At 55.4% G+C, this 17,689-nt stretch carries 13 protein-coding genes; 8 read left to right on the top strand and 5 right to left on the bottom strand.

The window, feature by feature from the left end:
- Positions 1-75: 75 nt before the first annotated feature.
- Positions 76-1,368, bottom strand: coding sequence for a glycine-betaine demethylase subunit GbcA (gene gbcA, locus CHB79_RS17615; protein ID WP_010485860.1), 1,293 nt, complete (start codon positions 1,366-1,368; stop codon positions 76-78).
- Between the two features lie 365 nt (positions 1,369-1,733).
- Here gbcA and gbcB point away from each other — a divergent pair, with 365 nt between their 5' ends.
- The gene (gbcB, locus tag CHB79_RS17610; protein WP_089360856.1) at positions 1,734-2,837 is read left to right on the top strand and encodes a glycine-betaine demethylase subunit GbcB; all 1,104 of its coding nucleotides are present in this window, start codon (positions 1,734-1,736) and stop codon (positions 2,835-2,837) included.
- Between the two features lie 14 nt (positions 2,838-2,851).
- On the opposite strand, the gene CHB79_RS17605 is transcribed toward gbcB, so the two are convergent.
- Positions 2,852-3,634, bottom strand: a complete 783-nt coding sequence (locus CHB79_RS17605; RefSeq protein ID WP_010485864.1) for a 3-hydroxybutyrate dehydrogenase — start codon at positions 3,632-3,634, stop codon at positions 2,852-2,854.
- Between the two features lie 28 nt (positions 3,635-3,662).
- Positions 3,663-4,064: a GFA family protein gene (locus tag CHB79_RS17600; RefSeq protein ID WP_089360855.1), complete on the bottom strand. Its 402-nt coding sequence runs from the start codon at positions 4,062-4,064 to the stop codon at positions 3,663-3,665.
- 425 nt (positions 4,065-4,489) lie between these two features.
- Between CHB79_RS17600 and CHB79_RS17595 the strand changes: the two genes are divergently transcribed.
- The 5 genes from CHB79_RS17595 (at position 4,490) to CHB79_RS17575 (ending at position 12,286) form a co-directional block, all read left to right on the top strand.
- A complete protein-coding gene (locus CHB79_RS17595) occupies positions 4,490-5,005 on the top strand; it encodes an Hcp family type VI secretion system effector (RefSeq protein ID WP_010485868.1) in 516 nt (171 codons plus the stop codon).
- Between the two features lie 152 nt (positions 5,006-5,157).
- Positions 5,158-7,206, top strand: a complete 2,049-nt coding sequence (locus CHB79_RS17590) for a type VI secretion system Vgr family protein (protein ID WP_089360854.1) — start codon at positions 5,158-5,160, stop codon at positions 7,204-7,206.
- Positions 7,191-8,057, top strand: coding sequence for a DUF4123 domain-containing protein (locus CHB79_RS17585; protein ID WP_089360853.1), 867 nt, complete (start codon positions 7,191-7,193; stop codon positions 8,055-8,057). Before CHB79_RS17590 ends, CHB79_RS17585 begins: the two co-directional genes overlap by 16 nt.
- Positions 8,058-8,078: 21 nt before the next feature.
- Positions 8,079-11,279, top strand: a complete 3,201-nt coding sequence (locus CHB79_RS17580) for a hypothetical protein (protein WP_089360852.1) — start codon at positions 8,079-8,081, stop codon at positions 11,277-11,279.
- Entirely contained in the window at positions 11,276-12,286 is a 1,011-nt protein-coding gene (locus CHB79_RS17575) for a tetratricopeptide repeat protein (RefSeq protein WP_089360851.1), read from the top strand. The genes CHB79_RS17580 and CHB79_RS17575 overlap by 4 nt, the downstream gene beginning before the upstream one ends.
- A gap of 303 nt (positions 12,287-12,589) precedes the next feature.
- On the opposite strand, the gene CHB79_RS17570 is transcribed toward CHB79_RS17575, so the two are convergent.
- Both CHB79_RS17570 and CHB79_RS17565 read right to left on the bottom strand, forming a co-directional pair.
- The gene (locus CHB79_RS17570) at positions 12,590-13,636 is read right to left on the bottom strand and encodes a threonine aldolase family protein (RefSeq protein WP_089360850.1); all 1,047 of its coding nucleotides are present in this window, start codon (positions 13,634-13,636) and stop codon (positions 12,590-12,592) included.
- A gap of 123 nt (positions 13,637-13,759) precedes the next feature.
- On the bottom strand, positions 13,760-14,617 hold the full coding sequence (locus CHB79_RS17565) for a DMT family transporter (RefSeq protein WP_089360849.1): 858 nt from the start codon (positions 14,615-14,617) through the stop codon (positions 13,760-13,762).
- Positions 14,618-15,143: 526 nt separating this feature from the next.
- Between CHB79_RS17565 and glyA the strand changes: the two genes are divergently transcribed.
- Both glyA and CHB79_RS17550 read left to right on the top strand, forming a co-directional pair.
- On the top strand, positions 15,144-16,397 hold the full coding sequence (gene glyA / locus CHB79_RS17555) for a serine hydroxymethyltransferase (RefSeq protein WP_089360847.1): 1,254 nt from the start codon (positions 15,144-15,146) through the stop codon (positions 16,395-16,397).
- A 39-nt stretch (positions 16,398-16,436) separates the two neighbouring features.
- A complete protein-coding gene (locus tag CHB79_RS17550) occupies positions 16,437-17,687 on the top strand; it encodes a sarcosine oxidase subunit beta (protein ID WP_089360846.1) in 1,251 nt (416 codons plus the stop codon).
- The last annotated feature ends 2 nt before the right edge of the window (positions 17,688-17,689 follow it).

Raw genomic sequence — 17,689 nt, 5'->3', positions numbered from 1 at the left:
CGGTGAGGCACCATTGTCGCCACTGCATATATCATCAGCGCAATCACCACGAGCAAGCTCAAGGACATACCCGGCTTACTCCGCCGACACTTGGCGCAGTTGGGCTACTGGCTGTGCGCCCAGGTTGTTGAGCATGCGCTCACTGTACCAGTCGATAAAGTTGACCACCCCGAACTCGTAGGTTTTTGAATACGGCCCAGGTTGGTAGGCGCTGGAGTTGATGCCGCGCTGGTTTTCTTCCGCCAGGCGCCGGTCCTGATTGTTGGTTGCATCCCATACCTGGGTAAGGCGCTCTGGATCGTAATCGACACCCTCGACCGCATCCTTGTGTACCAGCCATTTGGTGGTGACCACGGTTTCCTGGGCGCTAATGGGCCATACCGTGAACACGATCAGGTGATCGCCCATGCAGTGGTTCCACGAATGGGGCAGGTGCAGGATACGCATGGAACCAAGTTCCGGGTTTTGAATGCGGCCCATGAGCTTCTGGCAGCCACGCTTGCCATCCATGGTCATCGACTCGGTGCCCTTGAGCAGCGGCATGCGCACTATCCGGTTGCGCAAGCCAAAGCTGGCGTGGGCAAAGGGGATCTTCTCCGCTTCCCATTTGGCGGCCGACTCGGCCACATGGTCCTTGAACGCCTGATCGGCACGAGGATCGGTAACGTCATCCCACTCCAGCAGGCTCTTGAGTAGTTCCGGGTGCGCGCCATTGCAGTGATAGCACTCGCGGTTGTTCTCTAATACCAGCTTCCAGTTGGCTTTCTCGACCAGGGTGGTTTGCGCTGCCACCTTGGTGTTTTCCATGTCGTAGGGCTCCATGTAGTGAGCCAGGGTTTCGAGAAAGTCGTCGACCGCTGGCGGGTTCTCGGCCAACGAGATAAAGATGTATCCGCCTGCGGTCTTGCAATTGACCGGCTTGAGACCGTACTGCTTCATGTCGAAGTCAGCGCCCATTTCGGTACCGGCGAAAATCAATCGTCCGTCGAGTTCGTAGGTCCATTGGTGATAGTGGCAGACCAGCTTGGCGACCTTGCCTTTGTCGCTGGTGCATAAGCGCGAACCACGATGGCGACAGACGTTGTGGAAGGCGTGAACCACACCTTCGGCACCCCGAATCACGATGATCGGGTTATCGCCAATCTGCAGGGTCAGGTAGTTGCCCTTGGTGGGTATTTCGCAGGTCATGCCGGCAATCAACCACTCTTTGTGGAAGATCTCCTGCATGTCGATCTGGAACAGCCGCTCGTCGTTGTAAAAGGGTTGCGGCAAAGAGAAGGTTCGCTCGCGGCTGTGCAGCATCTCGGCTGTGGCCTTGCGTGCCGGCTCAAGAGGATCGCCCAGGCTCAGGGTCGAAGTGACGTCCATCATTAGCTCCTCAATGGCGGTTTGGCCGCCGTAAAAGTGTTTTTAACTGCAAATCGCAAGGCGAACCAACTGGTCTGTTCTCGCCAGCCGAATAGCGGATTGGCTGAACCCAAAATGCGCGTTCATACGCAGGCCGTCGGTGCGGGTATTTGTGTTTCGGCTGAGGGCGAGTGTGGCTGGGCGTGCATTGTGATCCATATCCATGGGCGACACGGCCGAATCAGTTTCCGACGCGCTATCGCCCGTGGCACAGGGCAGGTCGCGATAAGTATGTGAGTGTCGCTGACAGGTAAATGGCGCTAATCCACGTTAAGCACAATCCGCCCCATCTAGGCCGATATCCGGCCGCGCGCGGAGACACGTGCATGACCACTAATGATTTTTTAAACCCGGTTACCACGCAAACCTGGAGCAACGGCCGCCACTTGGTGCGTTGCGTCAAGGTTATCCAGGAAACCTGGGATGTGCGCACCTTCTGCTTTATGGCAGACCAGCCAGTGTTGTTCTTCTTCAAGCCGGGGCAGTTCGTCACCCTCGAGCTTGAGATCGACGGCGTGCCGATCATGCGCTCCTACACCATCTCCAGCGCGCCATCGGTGCCGTACAGTTTCTCTATCACGATCAAGCGTGTGCCGGGCGGCAAGGTGTCCAATTGGCTGCATGACAACCTGCAAGAGGGCCAGGATCTGGCCGTGCACGGGCCTGTGGGCAATTTCAACGCCATTGATTTCCCCACTGACAAGGTGCTGTTCCTCAGTGGTGGCGTGGGTATTACCCCGGTGATGTCTATGGCGCGCTGGTTCTACGACACCAACGCCAATGTCGACATGGTCTTCGTGCACAGTGCACGTTCGCCCAAGGACATCATTTACCACCGCGAGCTTGAGCACATGGCCGCGCGGATCAATAACTTCAGCCTGCACGTCATCTGCGAGAAGCATGGCTTGGGCGAAGCCTGGGCCGGTTATCGCGGTTATCTGAACCAGCCGATGCTGGAGTTGATTGCCCCGGATTATCTCGACCGGGAAATCTTCTGCTGCGGGCCGACGCCTTATATGGCGGCGGTCAAGCGCCTGTTGCAAGCCAATGGCTATGACATGCAGCGCTACCATGAAGAAGCCTTCGGCCCAACCCCGCCAGAAGTGCGGGCCGAGGTTAAGGAGCTGGCTGCAGAAGCGGCTGACGCAGCCGAAGTGCCGGCAACCGACTTGCGTCAGGTTGAGTTTGTCCTGACCGGCAAGAGCATTCGCGTGGGGCCGGGAGAAACGGTGCATTCTGCGGCGGCACAGTTGGGGCTGCATATCCCCAAGGCTTGCGGCATGGGGATTTGCGGCACCTGCAAGGTGCTTAAAACCTCAGGCGAGGTGAACATGGAGCACAACGGCGGGATCACCGATGAAGACGTTGCCGAGGGTTATATCCTGTCGTGCTGCAGCGTGCCGCAAGGCGATGTGGCGATTGAGTTCTAGGGGCAATCGCCAGCTTATTCCATGCTCCAGCCATGACTTACGGTCAATGATTGACCGGTGAGCGCATTGCTGGGGAAGGCGGCAAAGAGCAGGGCCACCCGGGCTACATCTTCCAGGCTGGTGAACTCACCATCGACGGTGTCCTTGAGCATTACATCGCTGATGACCTGCTCCTCGCTAATGCCCAGCTCCTTGGCCTGCTCGGGAATTTGCCTGTCCACCAGTGGCGTGCGCACAAAACCGGGGCAAATCACATTGGCGTGTATACCGGCCGGGCCTGCTTCTTTGGCCACGGTTTTAGCCAGCCCCAGCAAGCCATGTTTGGCCGTGACATAAGGGGCCTTGAGTTTGGAGGCTTCTTTGGAGTGAACCGAGCCCATATAGATGATGCTGCCGCCACGGCCCTGGGCATACATGTGCTTGAGGCATGCCTTGGTGGTTAAAAAGGCGCCGTCGAGATGGATTGCCAGCATCTTCTTCCAGTCGGCATAGCTGAGCTCCTGCACTGGTTGAATGATTTGAATGCCTGCATTGCTGACCAGGATGTCGATGCCGCCGAAAGTCTTGGCCGCCAGCTCGACCCCAGCATTGACCTGGGCTTCATCGGTCACATCAACTTCTACCGCAAGGGTCTGGCCACGGCTGGCAGACAGTACCTGGGCTGTTTGCTGGGCTGCCTTGAAGTCGAGATCGGCTATGACCACATTGGCGCCTTCCGCAGCAAAAACTGCAGCGATTTGCTTGCCGATTCCACTCGCTGCTCCCGTGATAAAAGCGACTTTACCTTGCAGTTGCATGGTCTGGATCCTTAGGTTGTATGCTGGGCTAGCGACCCGGTTGCCACTCCGGATAGCGCGGTATTTCAGTGTCGTCAGGTGCCAGCCAGGGTTTGTCATGCGCACACCAGATATGATGTGCCGGCCTGCTGCCTGGGTCTTCGTCCAGCGTTGCCACCCGCACAATGACATGGCCTTGCGCGGGCCTCTGGGCTATCAACTGAGAACCGCAAACCGAACAAAAGTGCCTTAGCTTGCCGGGTGATGACTCATAACTACTGAGTTTGTCTTGACCTTTTAGCCAGCTAAAATGTTCGCGCAAAACGCCCGCCGTGGTGGCAAAGGCTGCAGAATGCGCCTTGCGGCATGTATTGCAGTGGCAATGGCCGATGGGCATGTCGAGTTGCTCGACCTGATATTCAATTGCCCCGCACAAGCAACTTCCACGCATGTTTCACCTCGCACTGATGTCTGGTCTGAATCTACTTGCTCGCAGCCTTTAGCATCGGGGTTGCCGCGCAAGGTGCGCAAGTGTAGAAGTAGGGTGTCTTGAGTAATTTTGCTGCTCAATTCTGGCCACGTCGCCTAAATCTCGCTGCGCAATTTTCTGCGCATATATTTCCCGCAATCCGTTGCGGTTATCGCCAGAGTCAAGATAGCACTAGGGCTGGAGATGGCTGCGCAACAAATTGCGCAGTGGTGCGCAGGAAACTGCGCAGGTTATGCGGTTTCTTAAGCCTTGCCATGGGGTTTTGCTGGTGATTTTTTTGTAAGCTACTGTAATAAAAGAATATTTTTTTGGATGGCATGCTTGTTGTCTGTTCTTGGTCACCGGATCATTTTTTCGATCCATGACCCAAGGCAAGGAGAGCTTTCATGCCAACACCTGCGTACCTGTCCCTCGAAGGCACAAAACAAGGTTTAATCACTGCCGGCACTTTCACCGAAGACTCGGTCGGCAACATCTTCCAGGAAGGTCACGAAGACCAGATTCTGGTTCAAGGTTTTAACCACCAGGTCATCATCCCACGTGATCCACAGTCGGGCCAGCCGACTGGTCAGCGCGTACACAAGCCGCTGATGATCACCAAGGTGTTCGACAAGGCTTCGCCACTGATTTTCAATGCCTTGACTTCGGGTGAGCGCCTGAACAAGTGCCGTCTGGAGTGGTACCGCACCTCTTCGACTGGTACCCAAGAGCATTACTTCACCATCGAACTGGAAGATGCTGTAGTCGTGGACGTGCAGTCGCACATGCCGAACTGCCAAGATCCGAACATGTCGCACTTCACCCACCTGGAAGACGTGTACTTCACCTACCGCAAAATCGTCTGGACCCACGAAGTATCCGGTACTTCCGGTTCGGATGACTGGCGCACTCCAATCGCTTAATCACGGATTAAACGATTGTGTAAAAGGTTCGGCCAGATTTACTGGCCGAACCTCTTTCTGAAAGGCTGTGAGCAGTTTTTTAACGCAGCAAGGGCTGGCCCCGTAATATCGAGCGCAGTAGTTTTTCAGAGATTCCAAAAGAGGAACAAAGGATGTTCGCCCCCGCCAACCAGACCCACTTCAGCCTGAATATTGAAGGCCTTGGCCACGATTTACAGGTTCTCGAATTCACCGGTCGCGAGGCGATCAGCCAGCCTTACGAATTTGAGTTAGAACTGGTCAGCGAGCGCCCGGACCTCGACCTTGAAAGTTTTTTGCATCAGCGCGCATTTCTCGCGCTGTCCCAGGCCGGCAATGGTATCCACGGCCACATCTACCGTATCGCCCAGGGCGAATCCGGCAAGCGCCTGACCCGTTATCACATCAGCTTGCGACCCCAGCTTTATTACCTGTCGCAGCGGGTCAACCAGCGCATTTTTCAGAACTTGAGCGTGGCTCAGATCATCAGCCAGGTGCTTGAAGAGCACGGCATCCAGGCCGATGCCTATCAATTCCAACTCGGCTCGATTTACCCCGAGCGCGAGTATTGCGTGCAGTACGACGAATCTGACCTGCACTTCGTCCAGCGCCTGTGCGAGGAAGAAGGTATTCACTACCACTTTCAGCACAGCGCGCAAGGCCACATGCTGGTGTTTGGCGATGACCAGACACCTTTCCCCAAGCTGGAACCCACCGCCTACCAGCAAGACAGTGGCCTGGTTGCCGACAACCCGGTGATCAAGCGCTTTGGCGTGCGGGTGGAAACCCGTACCAGCCGGGTCACGCGCCGCGATTACGACTTCGAAAAGCCGCGCATGACCCTTGAGGCCGCCGTCAAAAGCGAGTTCAAGCCCGACCTTGAAGACTACGATTACCCAGGCCGATTTATCGACCGCGAGCGCGGCAAACACCTTAGCCAGCGGGCGCTGGAGCGCCATCGTCACGACTACCAACTGGCCGAAGGCGAAGGGGATCAACACCTGCTGGTCAGTGGCCACTTCCTGGCGTTGAGCGATCACCCGCGTGCGGCATGGAATGATCTTTGGCTGCTGACTGAAGTCCAGCATCAAGGCAAGCAACCGCAAGTGCTGGAAGAGTCGGTCACCAGCGATACCAAAGCCGCAGATGGCTTCCAGCAAGGCTATCGCAACCGCTTTAAGGCAACGCCCTGGACGGTGCCTTTCCGGCCCAGCCTGCAGCACCCCAAGCCACGTATTCTCGGCACCCAGAGCGCAATCGTGACCGGCCCGGCGGGTGAAGAAATCTATTGCGATCAATACGGCCGGGTGAAGGTTGAATTCTTCTGGGACCGAGCCGACCTTGCCAGCGACAAAAGCAGCTGCTGGTTGCGCGTCTCCTCAAGCTGGGCCGGTGATGGCTACGGCGCCATCGCCATCCCGCGCATCGGCATGGAAGTGGTGGTCAGCTTCCTGGAAGGCGACCCGGATCAACCGCTGGTGACCGGCTGTTTGCATCACAAAGAAAACCCGGTGCCTTACGCGTTGCCCGCCAACAAAACCCGCAGTGTATTCAAGAGCCTCAGCTCACCGGGCGGCGGTGGCTTCAATGAATTGCGCATCGAGGACAAAAAGGGCGAAGAGCAAATCTTTGTCCATGCGCAAAAAGACTGGGACGAAAACGTCGAGCACGACCAGAAAATCCGCATCGGCAACGAGCGCAGCGACACAGTCGTGGCCAACAGCTACAGCGAATTCAAGGCCGAAGAACACCGCACCACCCGCGCGGACCGCAAGACCGATGTCCAGGCCAGCGACCACATCACCGTGGGCCAAAACCAGCACATCAAGATCGGCACCAGCCAGTTCATCAACGCTGGTAACGAAATCCACCTGTCCAGCGGCCTCAAGGTGGTGCTCGAAGCCGGCAGCGAACTGACCTTCAAAGCCTCCGGCAGCTTTATCAAATTCGACGCCAGCGGCGTCACCCTGGTCGGCCCAAGCGTCAAATCCAACAGCGGCGGCAGCGCAGGGCGAGGCACAGGAGCTGCGCCGTTGTTGCCGGGCAAGGTTAAGCCAGCGGATGCGGATGTGGCGGGTGAGCCAACCATGCCGCTAGCTTTGCGAGAGGGCTTGACACCTTTGTGCGGAAGGCTAAGCGCAACAGCGTGCAGTCGGGGGGATTGCCCATGCATGAAGGCTTGACACAATTTATAGAGAGCGCGAAGGGTCCATCGCAAAAGTCACCCGCTGGCAGCGACGCTAATGTTCTTTATTTTATTATCGATCAAGGGCGTCAGCCTGATGCATTAGAGCGCTTATACGGCATTGGCCAGTCCTGGAACCCGGAGTATCTGCTGGGTAATACAGAGTACAGCCACTTGGCTGAATCCGGTCCTCTTTGGTTTAGTGCCGAAAAAGGGACTGGGCTGGCCACGCTGGGTATGAATTTATGCAAAGAAAAACATGCTGGAATTATTATCAGCGCAGATGATGGCCAGCGTGCTTTTGCACATGCCCAGTGGTTAATAAAGGTCAATGACGGCTCTGGCGGCCAAAGCCTAGCGACCTATTACTTACCGAGTTTCTGGGCTGCTTTGGCTGGAGCTGTTAGCGGCACACAAGGCGCGGAGCTAATGGGGCCTTGGCGCAGTGTTTACAGCTCAGTGCCTGGTTATCTCGATTCCCAAAGTGATCATTGGCTGAGCTGGCATCGTGAGACGCCTGAAAGCACTCAACTGCCACTAGAAAACCAACTGTTTAATCTACCGCAGAAAGTTATGCCTATCTTTCGAACCTTGCGCTGGGTGTATTGGATAGATGAAGTGTATCCGGCATTTGGGGCGCCCACTGGGCAACAGCTTCCACAAATAATCGACAACCTTGAACTGTTGGTGCAACAAGGGATCTACCAGGGTCGTCATCTAGTGCAGCTCCCAGAACTGGTTTCAGGTCAGGCAGTGAGCGGGCAAGCCAATATCATGGCGATACTACAAAGCCGAAATGAAGCCTTTGTTAAGATCGAACACCTCAAGGCATTGAGCGCCGCTTCCTAATCCAGTTGAATGGAATCACTCATGGACAACACTTCAAGCCCAGCGCAGGCAGGGCCGTCAACCCAGCAGCAAAACTCGGGTGATACGTCCGCTCAGGCATCGTCAGATCAGGCGGCAGGCACTCGCGATGTACTGCAACTTGACCCACTGCCCCAAGAACTGCCGACCTGTGAGCAAAGCTTTGATGAAGAAGCTGCGCACCCTTGTACGACGCGCTATGGCAGCATTATCTATGCCACGGACGAGAAGGCTTTCTGGCTAATTCCCGAGCGTGTCGCCTCGCTGCTTAAAGAAGCTGAGCATAAGCTCGGGCAACAAATCGCACCGACTAAAAGCCCTGATGAGCGCAAAAAAGGCTTGGATGAGAGCGGCCTGCTTGAGTACTTCATGGAGCCAGTACTGGCAAACTTCCTTGGGGGCGCTCAGAGAGACAGAATGCTGCAGATTGAGGCCGAAGAGCCTCATCTGGAAGCGCGCTATTTGCAAAAGCGTGCCTATGCGCTGATGGACCCGCGTATGCGAGCAACTCCAACTTGGGATGAGTATCAACGACTTGATCCCCTATACCGCGAGTGGGACTCATTGCGTGATCGCGCGCTCCAGATTGCTCAAAGCCAAGGCTACACATACGAAAACGAACACCTTTTTACCCCCGAAGCCATGGAGGCGCGTAAGCGTGTAGAGACCTATCTCAAAGCTCGGGATGCACTGCTTAGCCAGGGCGAGCTTCCGGTTTATAGCCTGGATGAAATTGCCAAATTGCTAGCGGAAAGAAAGTCGCGTTACGACGATGCACTTGACTGTACTGTTAACTGCCGTGCAAAGCTCGCTACCTATATGAGTTGGATCGATAGCAACGAACAGGGTATTCAGTACAGTGAGTATCTAGACGCGATTATTGCGGTTGCCGACTACGGGCTTGCATTGCCTGAATTTGCCCTGGTCGATAGCGCCGCAGGGGCAGGGCTTGATAGTGGCGTGGCTGCATTCAAACACTACTTATCGCTTGAGCAGCGCTTGTTGCAAGTTACTCAGCGCATAAGTGACAAATACAAAGCCTGGATCGAGGCCAGTGGTGAGAACACGCCAGCCCCAGCAGGTTTGGTCGAAGCAGAGAGTTTGGAGCGTAGTGCCCTGCTCACAGAAAAATTGAGCTTGAAAACGCTTGCTGAACAGAATGTGGCTAGCATGCACCCACGCCGTCATTTGATATGGCAGCCTGACGATTTCAAGCCCAAGCCGGTGGAGCGCTTGGTAAAAACCCATTTCCCCTTGCGCGAAGTCAGCTTTGCCGACGGTAAAAGTGTACTCAGCCACTTTAGCCTCAAGGACATGGGCGATAACTTCAAAGCTGATGCCGTCAAGTTACTCAAAGACTCTCCCTCGAAGTTACGCAGTTCGGTCAGTGGTGCCAATTCAGTCGCTGAAGGGGCGCGAACTGAGTTTCAAGAATGGCTTCTCAGCCAGGGCGCAAAACAGTTAAAAGACCAAGCCGGTAATTGGTTCGACGACGAAGGCTGGTTCGACATCGAATTGTTTTATCAGTATTTGCAGACGCAGCATTGGCAGGTAGCCATTTTGGATGATGCCGGCACCCGCGCTGAGTGGGGCGAACGTTTGCAACAAATACTGTTCAGGCAAGATGCACGTACTGCATTACGCCTGTTTGATCAAAGCCCGCAGGCGCAGCTTATACGTTGCCTGACACCACCGCAGCCGAGCATCCATTCAGCCGCATCTGTTGCCACGCCAAACTTTACAATGGCGGAAGGCTTCCAGGCCTTTGCCAGTGCAACCTTGGATATCGACTTGGCCCGGGGCGAAGTGGAGTTGCTCAAGGTCGATATACCTGAGCGAAGCACTGCAACCGATCTCAAGCTGACATATGTCGATTATAAAGGGGCTAAGCAAGAGCTGAATCTGGGGCGGTTTTCGTTCCATTGCAGCATCCTGGCCTGGGGCTACGCTGGCGCTTCACTGATGCTGGCTGGCAGCTTGCGCTTTGGGCCAGATAAATCCAGCCATGATCTGTTGCTGGATCCATCCCAGCCAGGCACACGTACGCCCGGTACCATCAATAGCACCCATGCCAGCCAGCCAGTTACAAGCGGATCGGGCGACATGCGCGTCGACGATGGCGTCAAGGCGCAGTTCAATGTCTTCGCCGGAGTGCAAGCTGGTATCAAGATAACCGGTGCAGTCAATTGGGCACCGCCTGCGGCTCTGGCCGCATTGCGTAGCGCTCCACTAGCAGGAGCGGATGCAAGCACTGTGGCGCAAGACAATCAGTGGCTCAGCCTGGCGCGATTGGGCGCGAACCTGAGCATTGCGGCAGGTATAGGTGCCAAGGCCGAGTTGAGCATCTCGCTGCAAAACAACCGTTTGATCCTTACCATCAAAGCCGCCGTTATCGCCGGGCCGGGTGTGGATGGCGTATTCAGTTTTGAGGTCGGTTACCAAGCGGTTGCCGAGCTGATTAATATATTTCGCCGTGAACTGCGAGAAAATCATTACCGCCCATTAGGCTGGGTCACCAGTGACGCATTTGGCATGATGTCTATGCTCAACCTGCTGGCCGCGGTGGGTCTCGACATGAAAATGGTCTACATGATGGACATGGCTTTTTCCCTGTACGAAGCCCTGACGCAAGGAGGCAAAGGCGGGCCGATAGCACACGGCATCATGACTTACAGAAAACCGGCAGAGCTTGAGCGGTGGTTTGTCGAGGCTATCCCTGAAGCGCTTGGGCCGATGCTAATGACGCTGATTAGCCCTCCAGAGGCGTTCTCTGTAACAAATACAGTGATTATTGATGGGCAGCCCGAAAGCCGGGTTCAACGTTATGCCGAAGTACAGTGTCACTTACTTCAACAGCAGGCAATTGAACGGATTCTAGGGTGGATTACAAGGCAAGCCCAGGCCACTGGCAAGTTGGCTGAAGCCCAACGCCAATTTGAAGAGGCCTGCACTCGTATGAATCGCTTTGGCACCAAGCCAGAAACTTCAGGCCAGAGCTATTGTGAAAATCGCTTGGCATTAGATAACTTTATGGCTGAACGTGTATTAGGCTTGGACGGGGCTAATAATAGAATGCGAGCAAGATATAAAGCATATACCATGACTTTAGGTGCCTTGAAGGATGGCTTTTGTCAGCGCAGTAGTTATTATGGTCGAACATTTATACCGGCAGGTCGAGCGGAATATATTGGTCCGGCTCAATGAGTTATATAAAAGTGAGCGTTATGTTTTTAAGAAAAGCTATTTCGGTTGTTGCGTTGATGTTTGCTGTTGTGAATATGGCCTGCGCGCAACTTAGCCCTGAGCAGCAAGCTGCTAAAGAACGTGGGATTACGCTATTTAACCAATACAAGCCAGCATATAACGATTTGCTGATAGCCGCTGAGGCAGGTGACTCAGATGCGCAGTATTATCTTGCTGAAGATATACGTCTAGAACATCGGTACGTCACTAAAGAAGCCGCGAAATGGTACATCGCGGCTGCAAATCAAGGCGACTATTACGCAATGTTCAGGCTGTCGGGTGCGGACAGTGACTTGTGTTCGATCATGAAAAACTGCCCTGCCGGAACTAAGTCAGCTGGTGATTGGCTGTTACAGCTTAGAAATACAGCCCGCCCACTGGCAGAGCAAGGTGATAGCGAGGCGATGAATATTATGTATAACGCCACTGCAGATATAGAGTGGCTGAAACAATCTGCTGAAGCAGGTTACGCACCAGCACAGTGGTTGTTAGCAAATAAATATTTAGAGGGTAATGGTTTCTTCCTACCATGGAACCGAAGCGCTGCAGTTAAGAAATGGCTCAAGGCTAGCGCTGAAGGGGGGGATCCGAAAGGTATGATGCAATATGCAGACACTCTTTATAATGATGGTCATGCCAAGGGCAAAGATATTGAGGAAGTGCGTCATTGGATGGCAGAGGCAAGTAAGCTGGGTTATGTTTCAGCTATTTCCAGTTACGGTGCGTACCTGGCTCATGAACCTGATGCGATAGGCTATCCGCTTGATCGGGTTAAAGGCTATGGCCTGTTATCACTGCTTAGAGTTTTAGACGGCGGCGGTAATATTCAAGTCTATTTAGATGAGGTTATGCCTGAAATAGCCGCCAAGATGACTCCTGAAGAATTAGAGCAAGCCAAGGTATTTGCTGAACAGTGGAAGAAGACACATCCGCCAGTGTCGTTTTATCCTGATAAGCTAGGGTTTTGATTTTTAGCTTATTGGTCACGGCTTTAAATATCATCAAAGGAAGTATCTTTGATGATATTTATTGAGATTAAATTGGTGCTGGGTTTTCGTAGCTATGCCCTGAGTCGCTCCAATGTGCTGGCGCAGCATGTTGGGTATGCCAATTGATTTGATTGAAAGTACGGGTTGGATTGTTTTGGCCTGTAACAGTTAACTCTATATGCCATCTGTAATGGCCAAAAACAAAACTCTAAGGACGGGAGCAACTGATCAGTTGCTCCCGTTATATTATTTGGTTGGCGGTTCTTGAAGTTTGCTTGTGGACTAAACTGCTGTACCCATAGCCGAGCGAATGTCGGCGGCCAGTTGGCGTACGCGTTCTTTATCGGTATCCCAGGAGCACATAAAGCGGGCGCCGCCGGCACCGATGAAGGTGTAGAAGCGCCAACCTTTGTTGCGCAGGGTTTCCAGGGCGGGTTCTGACATCTGCAGGAATACCCCGTTGGCCTGTACCGGGAACATCAGGCTGACGCCGGGCACGTCGCTGACCAATTCAGCGAGCAGGCGAGCGCAGCTATTGGCGTGTTGGGCGTAATGCAGCCAGGCATCGTTTTGCAAAATGCCGACCCATGGCGCTGACAGGTAGCGCATTTTCGAGGCCAGTTGGCCGGCCTGTTTGCAGCGATAATCGAAGTCTTCGGCCAGGTCCTTGTTAAAGAACAGAATTGCTTCACCAACGGCCATGCCATTCTTGGTGCCGCCAAAGCACAACACGTCAACGCCAGCTTTCCAGGTCAGCTCTGCGGGTGAGCAGCCGAGAAATGCGCAGGCGTTGGAGAAGCGGGCGCCGTCCATGTGCAGGTTAAGGCCAAGTTCGTGGCAGGTGTCGCTGATAGCGCGAATTTCTTCCGGGGTGTAGACGGTACCGACTTCCGTGGCCTGGGTCAGGGTTACCACACGGGGCTTGGGGTAGTGGATGTCCTGACGCTTGAGGGCGACTTCGCGGATCGATTGTGGGGTCATCTTGCCGCTTTCGCTGCTTGCGACCAGCAGTTTCGAGCCATTGGAGAAAAACTCCGGCGCGCCGCATTCGTCGGTTTCGACGTGGGCTGTCTCGGAGCAAATCACGCTGTGGTAGCTCTGGCATAGAGCCGCCAGCGCCAGTGAGTTGGCGGCGGTTCCGTTAAAGGCAAAGAATACTTCGCAGTCAGTCTCAAACAGCTTACGAAAGTGATCGGCGGCGCGGGCGGTCCATTGATCGTCTCCGTAGGCACGGTCGTGGCCCTGGTTGGCTTCGGCCATGGCTGCCCAGGCTTCAGGGCAGATACCGGAATAGTTGTCACTGGCGAACTGTTGCGTTTGATCGGTCATCTTGGGTCCTTCTGGCCGTTGCCTGAATGCCCCTCGTGAGGGCAGGCGGTATGGCCGCATTTTACGCGAGGTTGAGCCAGGAGAGGCAAGCGTCATATTGCCTTGCCCCATTGCTTGCATCGGTCAGGTTCTAGGTTGGCGAAACACCAACCCCAGCCCCAACAGGATAGCCAGCATTCCGAGCAGGCTCAGGCCAGAAAGCAGGTTGCCGAAAAACAGGTAGTCCATGATGGCCGTTACCACCGGAATCAGATAAAACAAGCTGGTGACATTGACCAGGTTTCCGGCGCTGATCAAGCGATACAGCAAGAGTTGCGCGACCACCGAAATCACCAGTCCCAGCCACAGCAACGGAATCAAAAAGCTCAAGCTGTGTTCAAAGTGCAAGGGTTGGCTCGGGGCCACTACCAGGCATAGCAACAGGCTGATGGCATATTGCAGCGGCAGCACCTGGAAGGGTTCCTGCTGGATGCTTTTCTGTGCAATGGCACCGCAGGTGACGCAGACCAATGCGCCCAGCGCAAAAGCGATGCCGGCGAGTGAGAAGTCAGCTGCAAGCAAGCTCTGCAGTACCACCATAACCAAACCGGCCAGTGCCAGGCCCAGGCCGATAAGACGACGTGCAGCAAAGCGTCTTTCCAGTACCAGCAAGGTGAGAATGGGCTGCACGCCCAGCAGGGTTGCCAGCACGCCGGGTGTGATGCCTTTGTCGAGTGCCATCAAATAGCAAACCGAATAGCCGCCGATCATGAGCAGGCCGGTGGCGGCAACCCGTTTGCGCGTACCGCTGTCCGGCAGCAGGCGTTTGCGATAGATGCCGAGAAGTAACAGGGCACCAAAGGCGATTGCAAAACGAAGCAAGAGAAAAGCGAATGCCGAGGAGTGGTCAAGCCCCCATTTGGCGAAAATTGCACCGCTGCTCCAGAGCAATACAAAAAGGCTCGTGGTGGCGTATGCCCCCATTGCTTGGCTGAGTTTCATTGGGTTGTTCCTGTCGTCAAGCCATAGGCTCCGGGCACGGGCTGATTAGCAGCAAGTGCGTCAGGTTGGAGCCAGAAAAAGTTTCGGTGTCAGGCGAGCGTTATGGCGCTGGTGGCGGGCATACGCCGCTTGGGCTTGTTGCGACAGGAGGTGGTGCGATGGCAAAAGGTAGCGGTCGCGCGAACTCAGCGGTCAGGATAACCGTGGCAACTTGAGTAAGTACATGCGCGAACGTCATCAGTGCTTCAGCCATGTTGAATGAAAGGCAGCGGGTTTGATGCCCAAGGCACCAATGCGCTGTGCCGAGACTATAACACGGGTTTTTCGCCCGGCCAGCGCCAGCAAGCAATCTTTTCGGACGTGCGGCAGGAGCTGCAGCACGCAGTGACTGATTTGCGACATGGGCATGTCGTAAACGAATTTCCCCATGACGTACATAGGCATCTGGGTGCCTGAGCCGAGTCATACCATCGCTGCAAACGGCAATACACCGAGCCCAACAATACTGTGCCGCAGGAGATCAGCGATGTTTAGCAAGCATGACCAAATTCAGGGTTACGACGACGCCTTGCTCAGCGCAATTAATGAAGAAGAGCGGCGTCAGGAGCATCACATCGAGCTGATCGCCTCGGAGAACTACACCAGCCAGCGCGTGATGGAAGCGCAAGGCAGCGGATTGACCAACAAATACGCTGAAGGCTACCCGGGCAAGCGCTATTACGGTGGTTGCGAGTTCGTCGACAAGGTCGAGCAGCTGGCGATCGACCGTGCCAAGCAACTCTTTGGTGCTGATTACGCCAACGTGCAGCCGCACTCGGGATCGTCCGCCAACTCGGCGGTGTATCTGGCATTGTTGCAAGCTGGCGATACCATCCTGGGCATGAGCCTTGCCCATGGTGGACACCTGACCCACGGCGCCAAAGTCAGTTCATCCGGCAAGCTGTACAACGCCGTGCAATATGGGATCGACACCAGCACCGGCTTGATTGATTACGATGAAATCGAACGGTTGGCCCTGGAGCACAAGCCCAAGATGATCGTGGCTGGATTCTCGGCCTACTCGAAAACCCTGGACTTCCCACGTTTCCGCGAAATCGCCGACAAAGTGGGTGCCTACCTGTTTGTGGACATGGCCCACGTGGCTGGCTTGGTTGCCGCAGGCCTGTATCCGAATCCGCTGCCATTTGCCGACGTGGTGACCACCACCACCCACAAAACCCTGCGCGGCCCGCGTGGTGGTTTGATCCTGGCTAAAAGCAACGAAGAGATCGAGAAAAAGCTCAACGCTGCCGTATTCCCCGGCGCGCAAGGCGGCCCCTTGATGCATGTGATTGCAGCGAAGGCCGTGTGTTTCAAAGAGGCGCTGGAGCCAGGCTTCGTGGCCTACCAGGCGCAAGTCATCAGCAATGCCCAGGCCATGGCCCGGGTGTTTATCGAGCGCGGTTTTGATGTGGTTTCCGGTGGTACCGATAACCACCTTTTCCTGGTCAGCTTGATCAAGCAAGGCATCACCGGCAAAGACGCCGACGCCGCCTTGGGGCGTGCCGGTATCACGGTTAACAAAAATGCGGTGCCCAATGATCCGCAATCACCCTTTGTGACCTCGGGCTTGCGTATCGGTACGCCAGCGGTCACTACCCGTGGTTTCAAGGAGCCCCAGTGCGTGGCCTTGGCGGGTTGGATTTGCGACATCCTCGATCACCTTGGTGATGCCGATGTTGAAGCACAAGTGGCGGCATTGGCTGGCGGTCTCTGCGCGGACTATCCCGTTTACCGTTGATTGGCCGGGTTAAGTCAGGTTCAAATTTAGGAGCATCACATGCAACGATATTCTGGCTTTGGCCTGTTCAAACATGCCTTCAGTCATCATGAAAACTGGCAGCGCATGTGGCGCAACCCGACCCCCAAGCCCGTCTACGATGTGATCATCGTTGGCGGTGGTGGTCATGGCTTGGCAACCGCGTATTACCTGGCCAAGGAGTTCGGCGTGAAAAACGTCGCCGTGGTCGAGAAGGGCTGGCTGGGCGGCGGTAATACCGCACGTAACACCACCATTGTGCGTTCCAACTACCTGTGGGATGAGTCGGCTCATCTCTATGAGCACGCGATGAAGTTGTGGGAGGGCCTGTCCCAGGACCTCAACTACAACGTCATGTTCTCGCAGCGTGGCGTCTATAACCTGTGTCACACCTTGCAGGACATGCGTGACTCGGAGCGTCGTGTCAGTGCCAACCGGCTAAACGGTGTCGATGGTGAATTGCTCGATGCGCGCCAGGTCGCCGAAGAAATCCCCTACCTTGATTGCAGCAAAAACACGCGCTACCCAATCATGGGCTCGACTGTACAGCGGCGCGGCGGTGTAGCGCGTCACGATGCCGTGGCCTGGGGCTATGCGCGCGCCGCCGATGCCCTGGGCGTCGACCTGTTGCAACAGACTGAAGTGACAGGCTTTCGCAAGGAAAACGGCGTGGTGATTGGCGTTGAAACCAATCGTGGCTTCATTGGCGGCAAGCGTGTCGGCGTGGTGACTGCGGGTAACTCAGGGCACATGGCCAAGCTTGCAGGCTTCCGCCTGCCGCTGGAGTCGCACCCATTGCAGGCATTGGTTTCCGAGCCGATCAAGCCGGTGATCGACAGTGTGATCATGTCCAACGCGGTCCATGGCTACATCAGCCAGTCGGACAAAGGCGACCTGGTGATCGGCGCCGGTATCGACGGATGGAATGGCTACGGCCAGCGCGGTTCTTACCCGACCATAGAGCACACCTTGCAAGCCATTGTCGAAATGTTCCCCGTGCTTTCGCGGGTTCGCATGAACCGCCAGTGGGGTGGCATCGTCGACACCAGCCCGGACGCCTGCCCGATTATCTCGAAAACGCCTGTGCCTAATCTGTTCTTCAACTGCGGTTGGGGCACCGGCGGCTTCAAAGCGACGCCTGGCTCGGGCCATGTGTTTGCCGCAAGCCTGGCCAAGGGTGAAATGCACCCGCTGGCCAAGCCATTTGCGATGGACCGTTTCCACACCGGCGCATTGATCGACGAGCACGGCGCTGCTGCCGTTGCTCACTAACA

This window comes from Pseudomonas segetis (assembly GCF_900188155.1).
Classification (GTDB): domain Bacteria; phylum Pseudomonadota; class Gammaproteobacteria; order Pseudomonadales; family Pseudomonadaceae; genus Aquipseudomonas; species Aquipseudomonas segetis.
The sequence above is the reverse complement of the archived record's forward strand: the minus strand, read 5'-3'. Positions and strand labels throughout refer to the sequence as shown.

What these genes read in the sequence shown, in the direction of transcription:
- gbcA (WP_010485860.1), bottom strand. Translation starts at nt 1,368, where the DNA reads ATGGACGTCACTTCGACCCTGAGCCTGGGCGATCCTCTTGAGCCGGCA.
- CHB79_RS17600 (WP_089360855.1), bottom strand. Translation starts at nt 4,064, where the DNA reads ATGCGTGGAAGTTGCTTGTGCGGGGCAATTGAATATCAGGTCGAGCAA.
- CHB79_RS17580 (WP_089360852.1), top strand. Translation starts at nt 8,079, where the DNA reads ATGGACAACACTTCAAGCCCAGCGCAGGCAGGGCCGTCAACCCAGCAG.
- glyA (WP_089360847.1), top strand. Translation starts at nt 15,144, where the DNA reads ATGTTTAGCAAGCATGACCAAATTCAGGGTTACGACGACGCCTTGCTC.
- CHB79_RS17590 (WP_089360854.1), top strand. Translation starts at nt 5,158, where the DNA reads ATGTTCGCCCCCGCCAACCAGACCCACTTCAGCCTGAATATTGAAGGC.
- CHB79_RS17595 (WP_010485868.1), top strand. Translation starts at nt 4,490, where the DNA reads ATGCCAACACCTGCGTACCTGTCCCTCGAAGGCACAAAACAAGGTTTA.
- CHB79_RS17605 (WP_010485864.1), bottom strand. Translation starts at nt 3,634, where the DNA reads ATGCAACTGCAAGGTAAAGTCGCTTTTATCACGGGAGCAGCGAGTGGA.
- CHB79_RS17585 (WP_089360853.1), top strand. Translation starts at nt 7,191, where the DNA reads ATGCATGAAGGCTTGACACAATTTATAGAGAGCGCGAAGGGTCCATCG.
- gbcB (WP_089360856.1), top strand. Translation starts at nt 1,734, where the DNA reads ATGACCACTAATGATTTTTTAAACCCGGTTACCACGCAAACCTGGAGC.
- CHB79_RS17565 (WP_089360849.1), bottom strand. Translation starts at nt 14,617, where the DNA reads ATGAAACTCAGCCAAGCAATGGGGGCATACGCCACCACGAGCCTTTTT.
- CHB79_RS17575 (WP_089360851.1), top strand. Translation starts at nt 11,276, where the DNA reads ATGAGTTATATAAAAGTGAGCGTTATGTTTTTAAGAAAAGCTATTTCG.
- CHB79_RS17570 (WP_089360850.1), bottom strand. Translation starts at nt 13,636, where the DNA reads ATGACCGATCAAACGCAACAGTTCGCCAGTGACAACTATTCCGGTATC.
- CHB79_RS17550 (WP_089360846.1), top strand. Translation starts at nt 16,437, where the DNA reads ATGCAACGATATTCTGGCTTTGGCCTGTTCAAACATGCCTTCAGTCAT.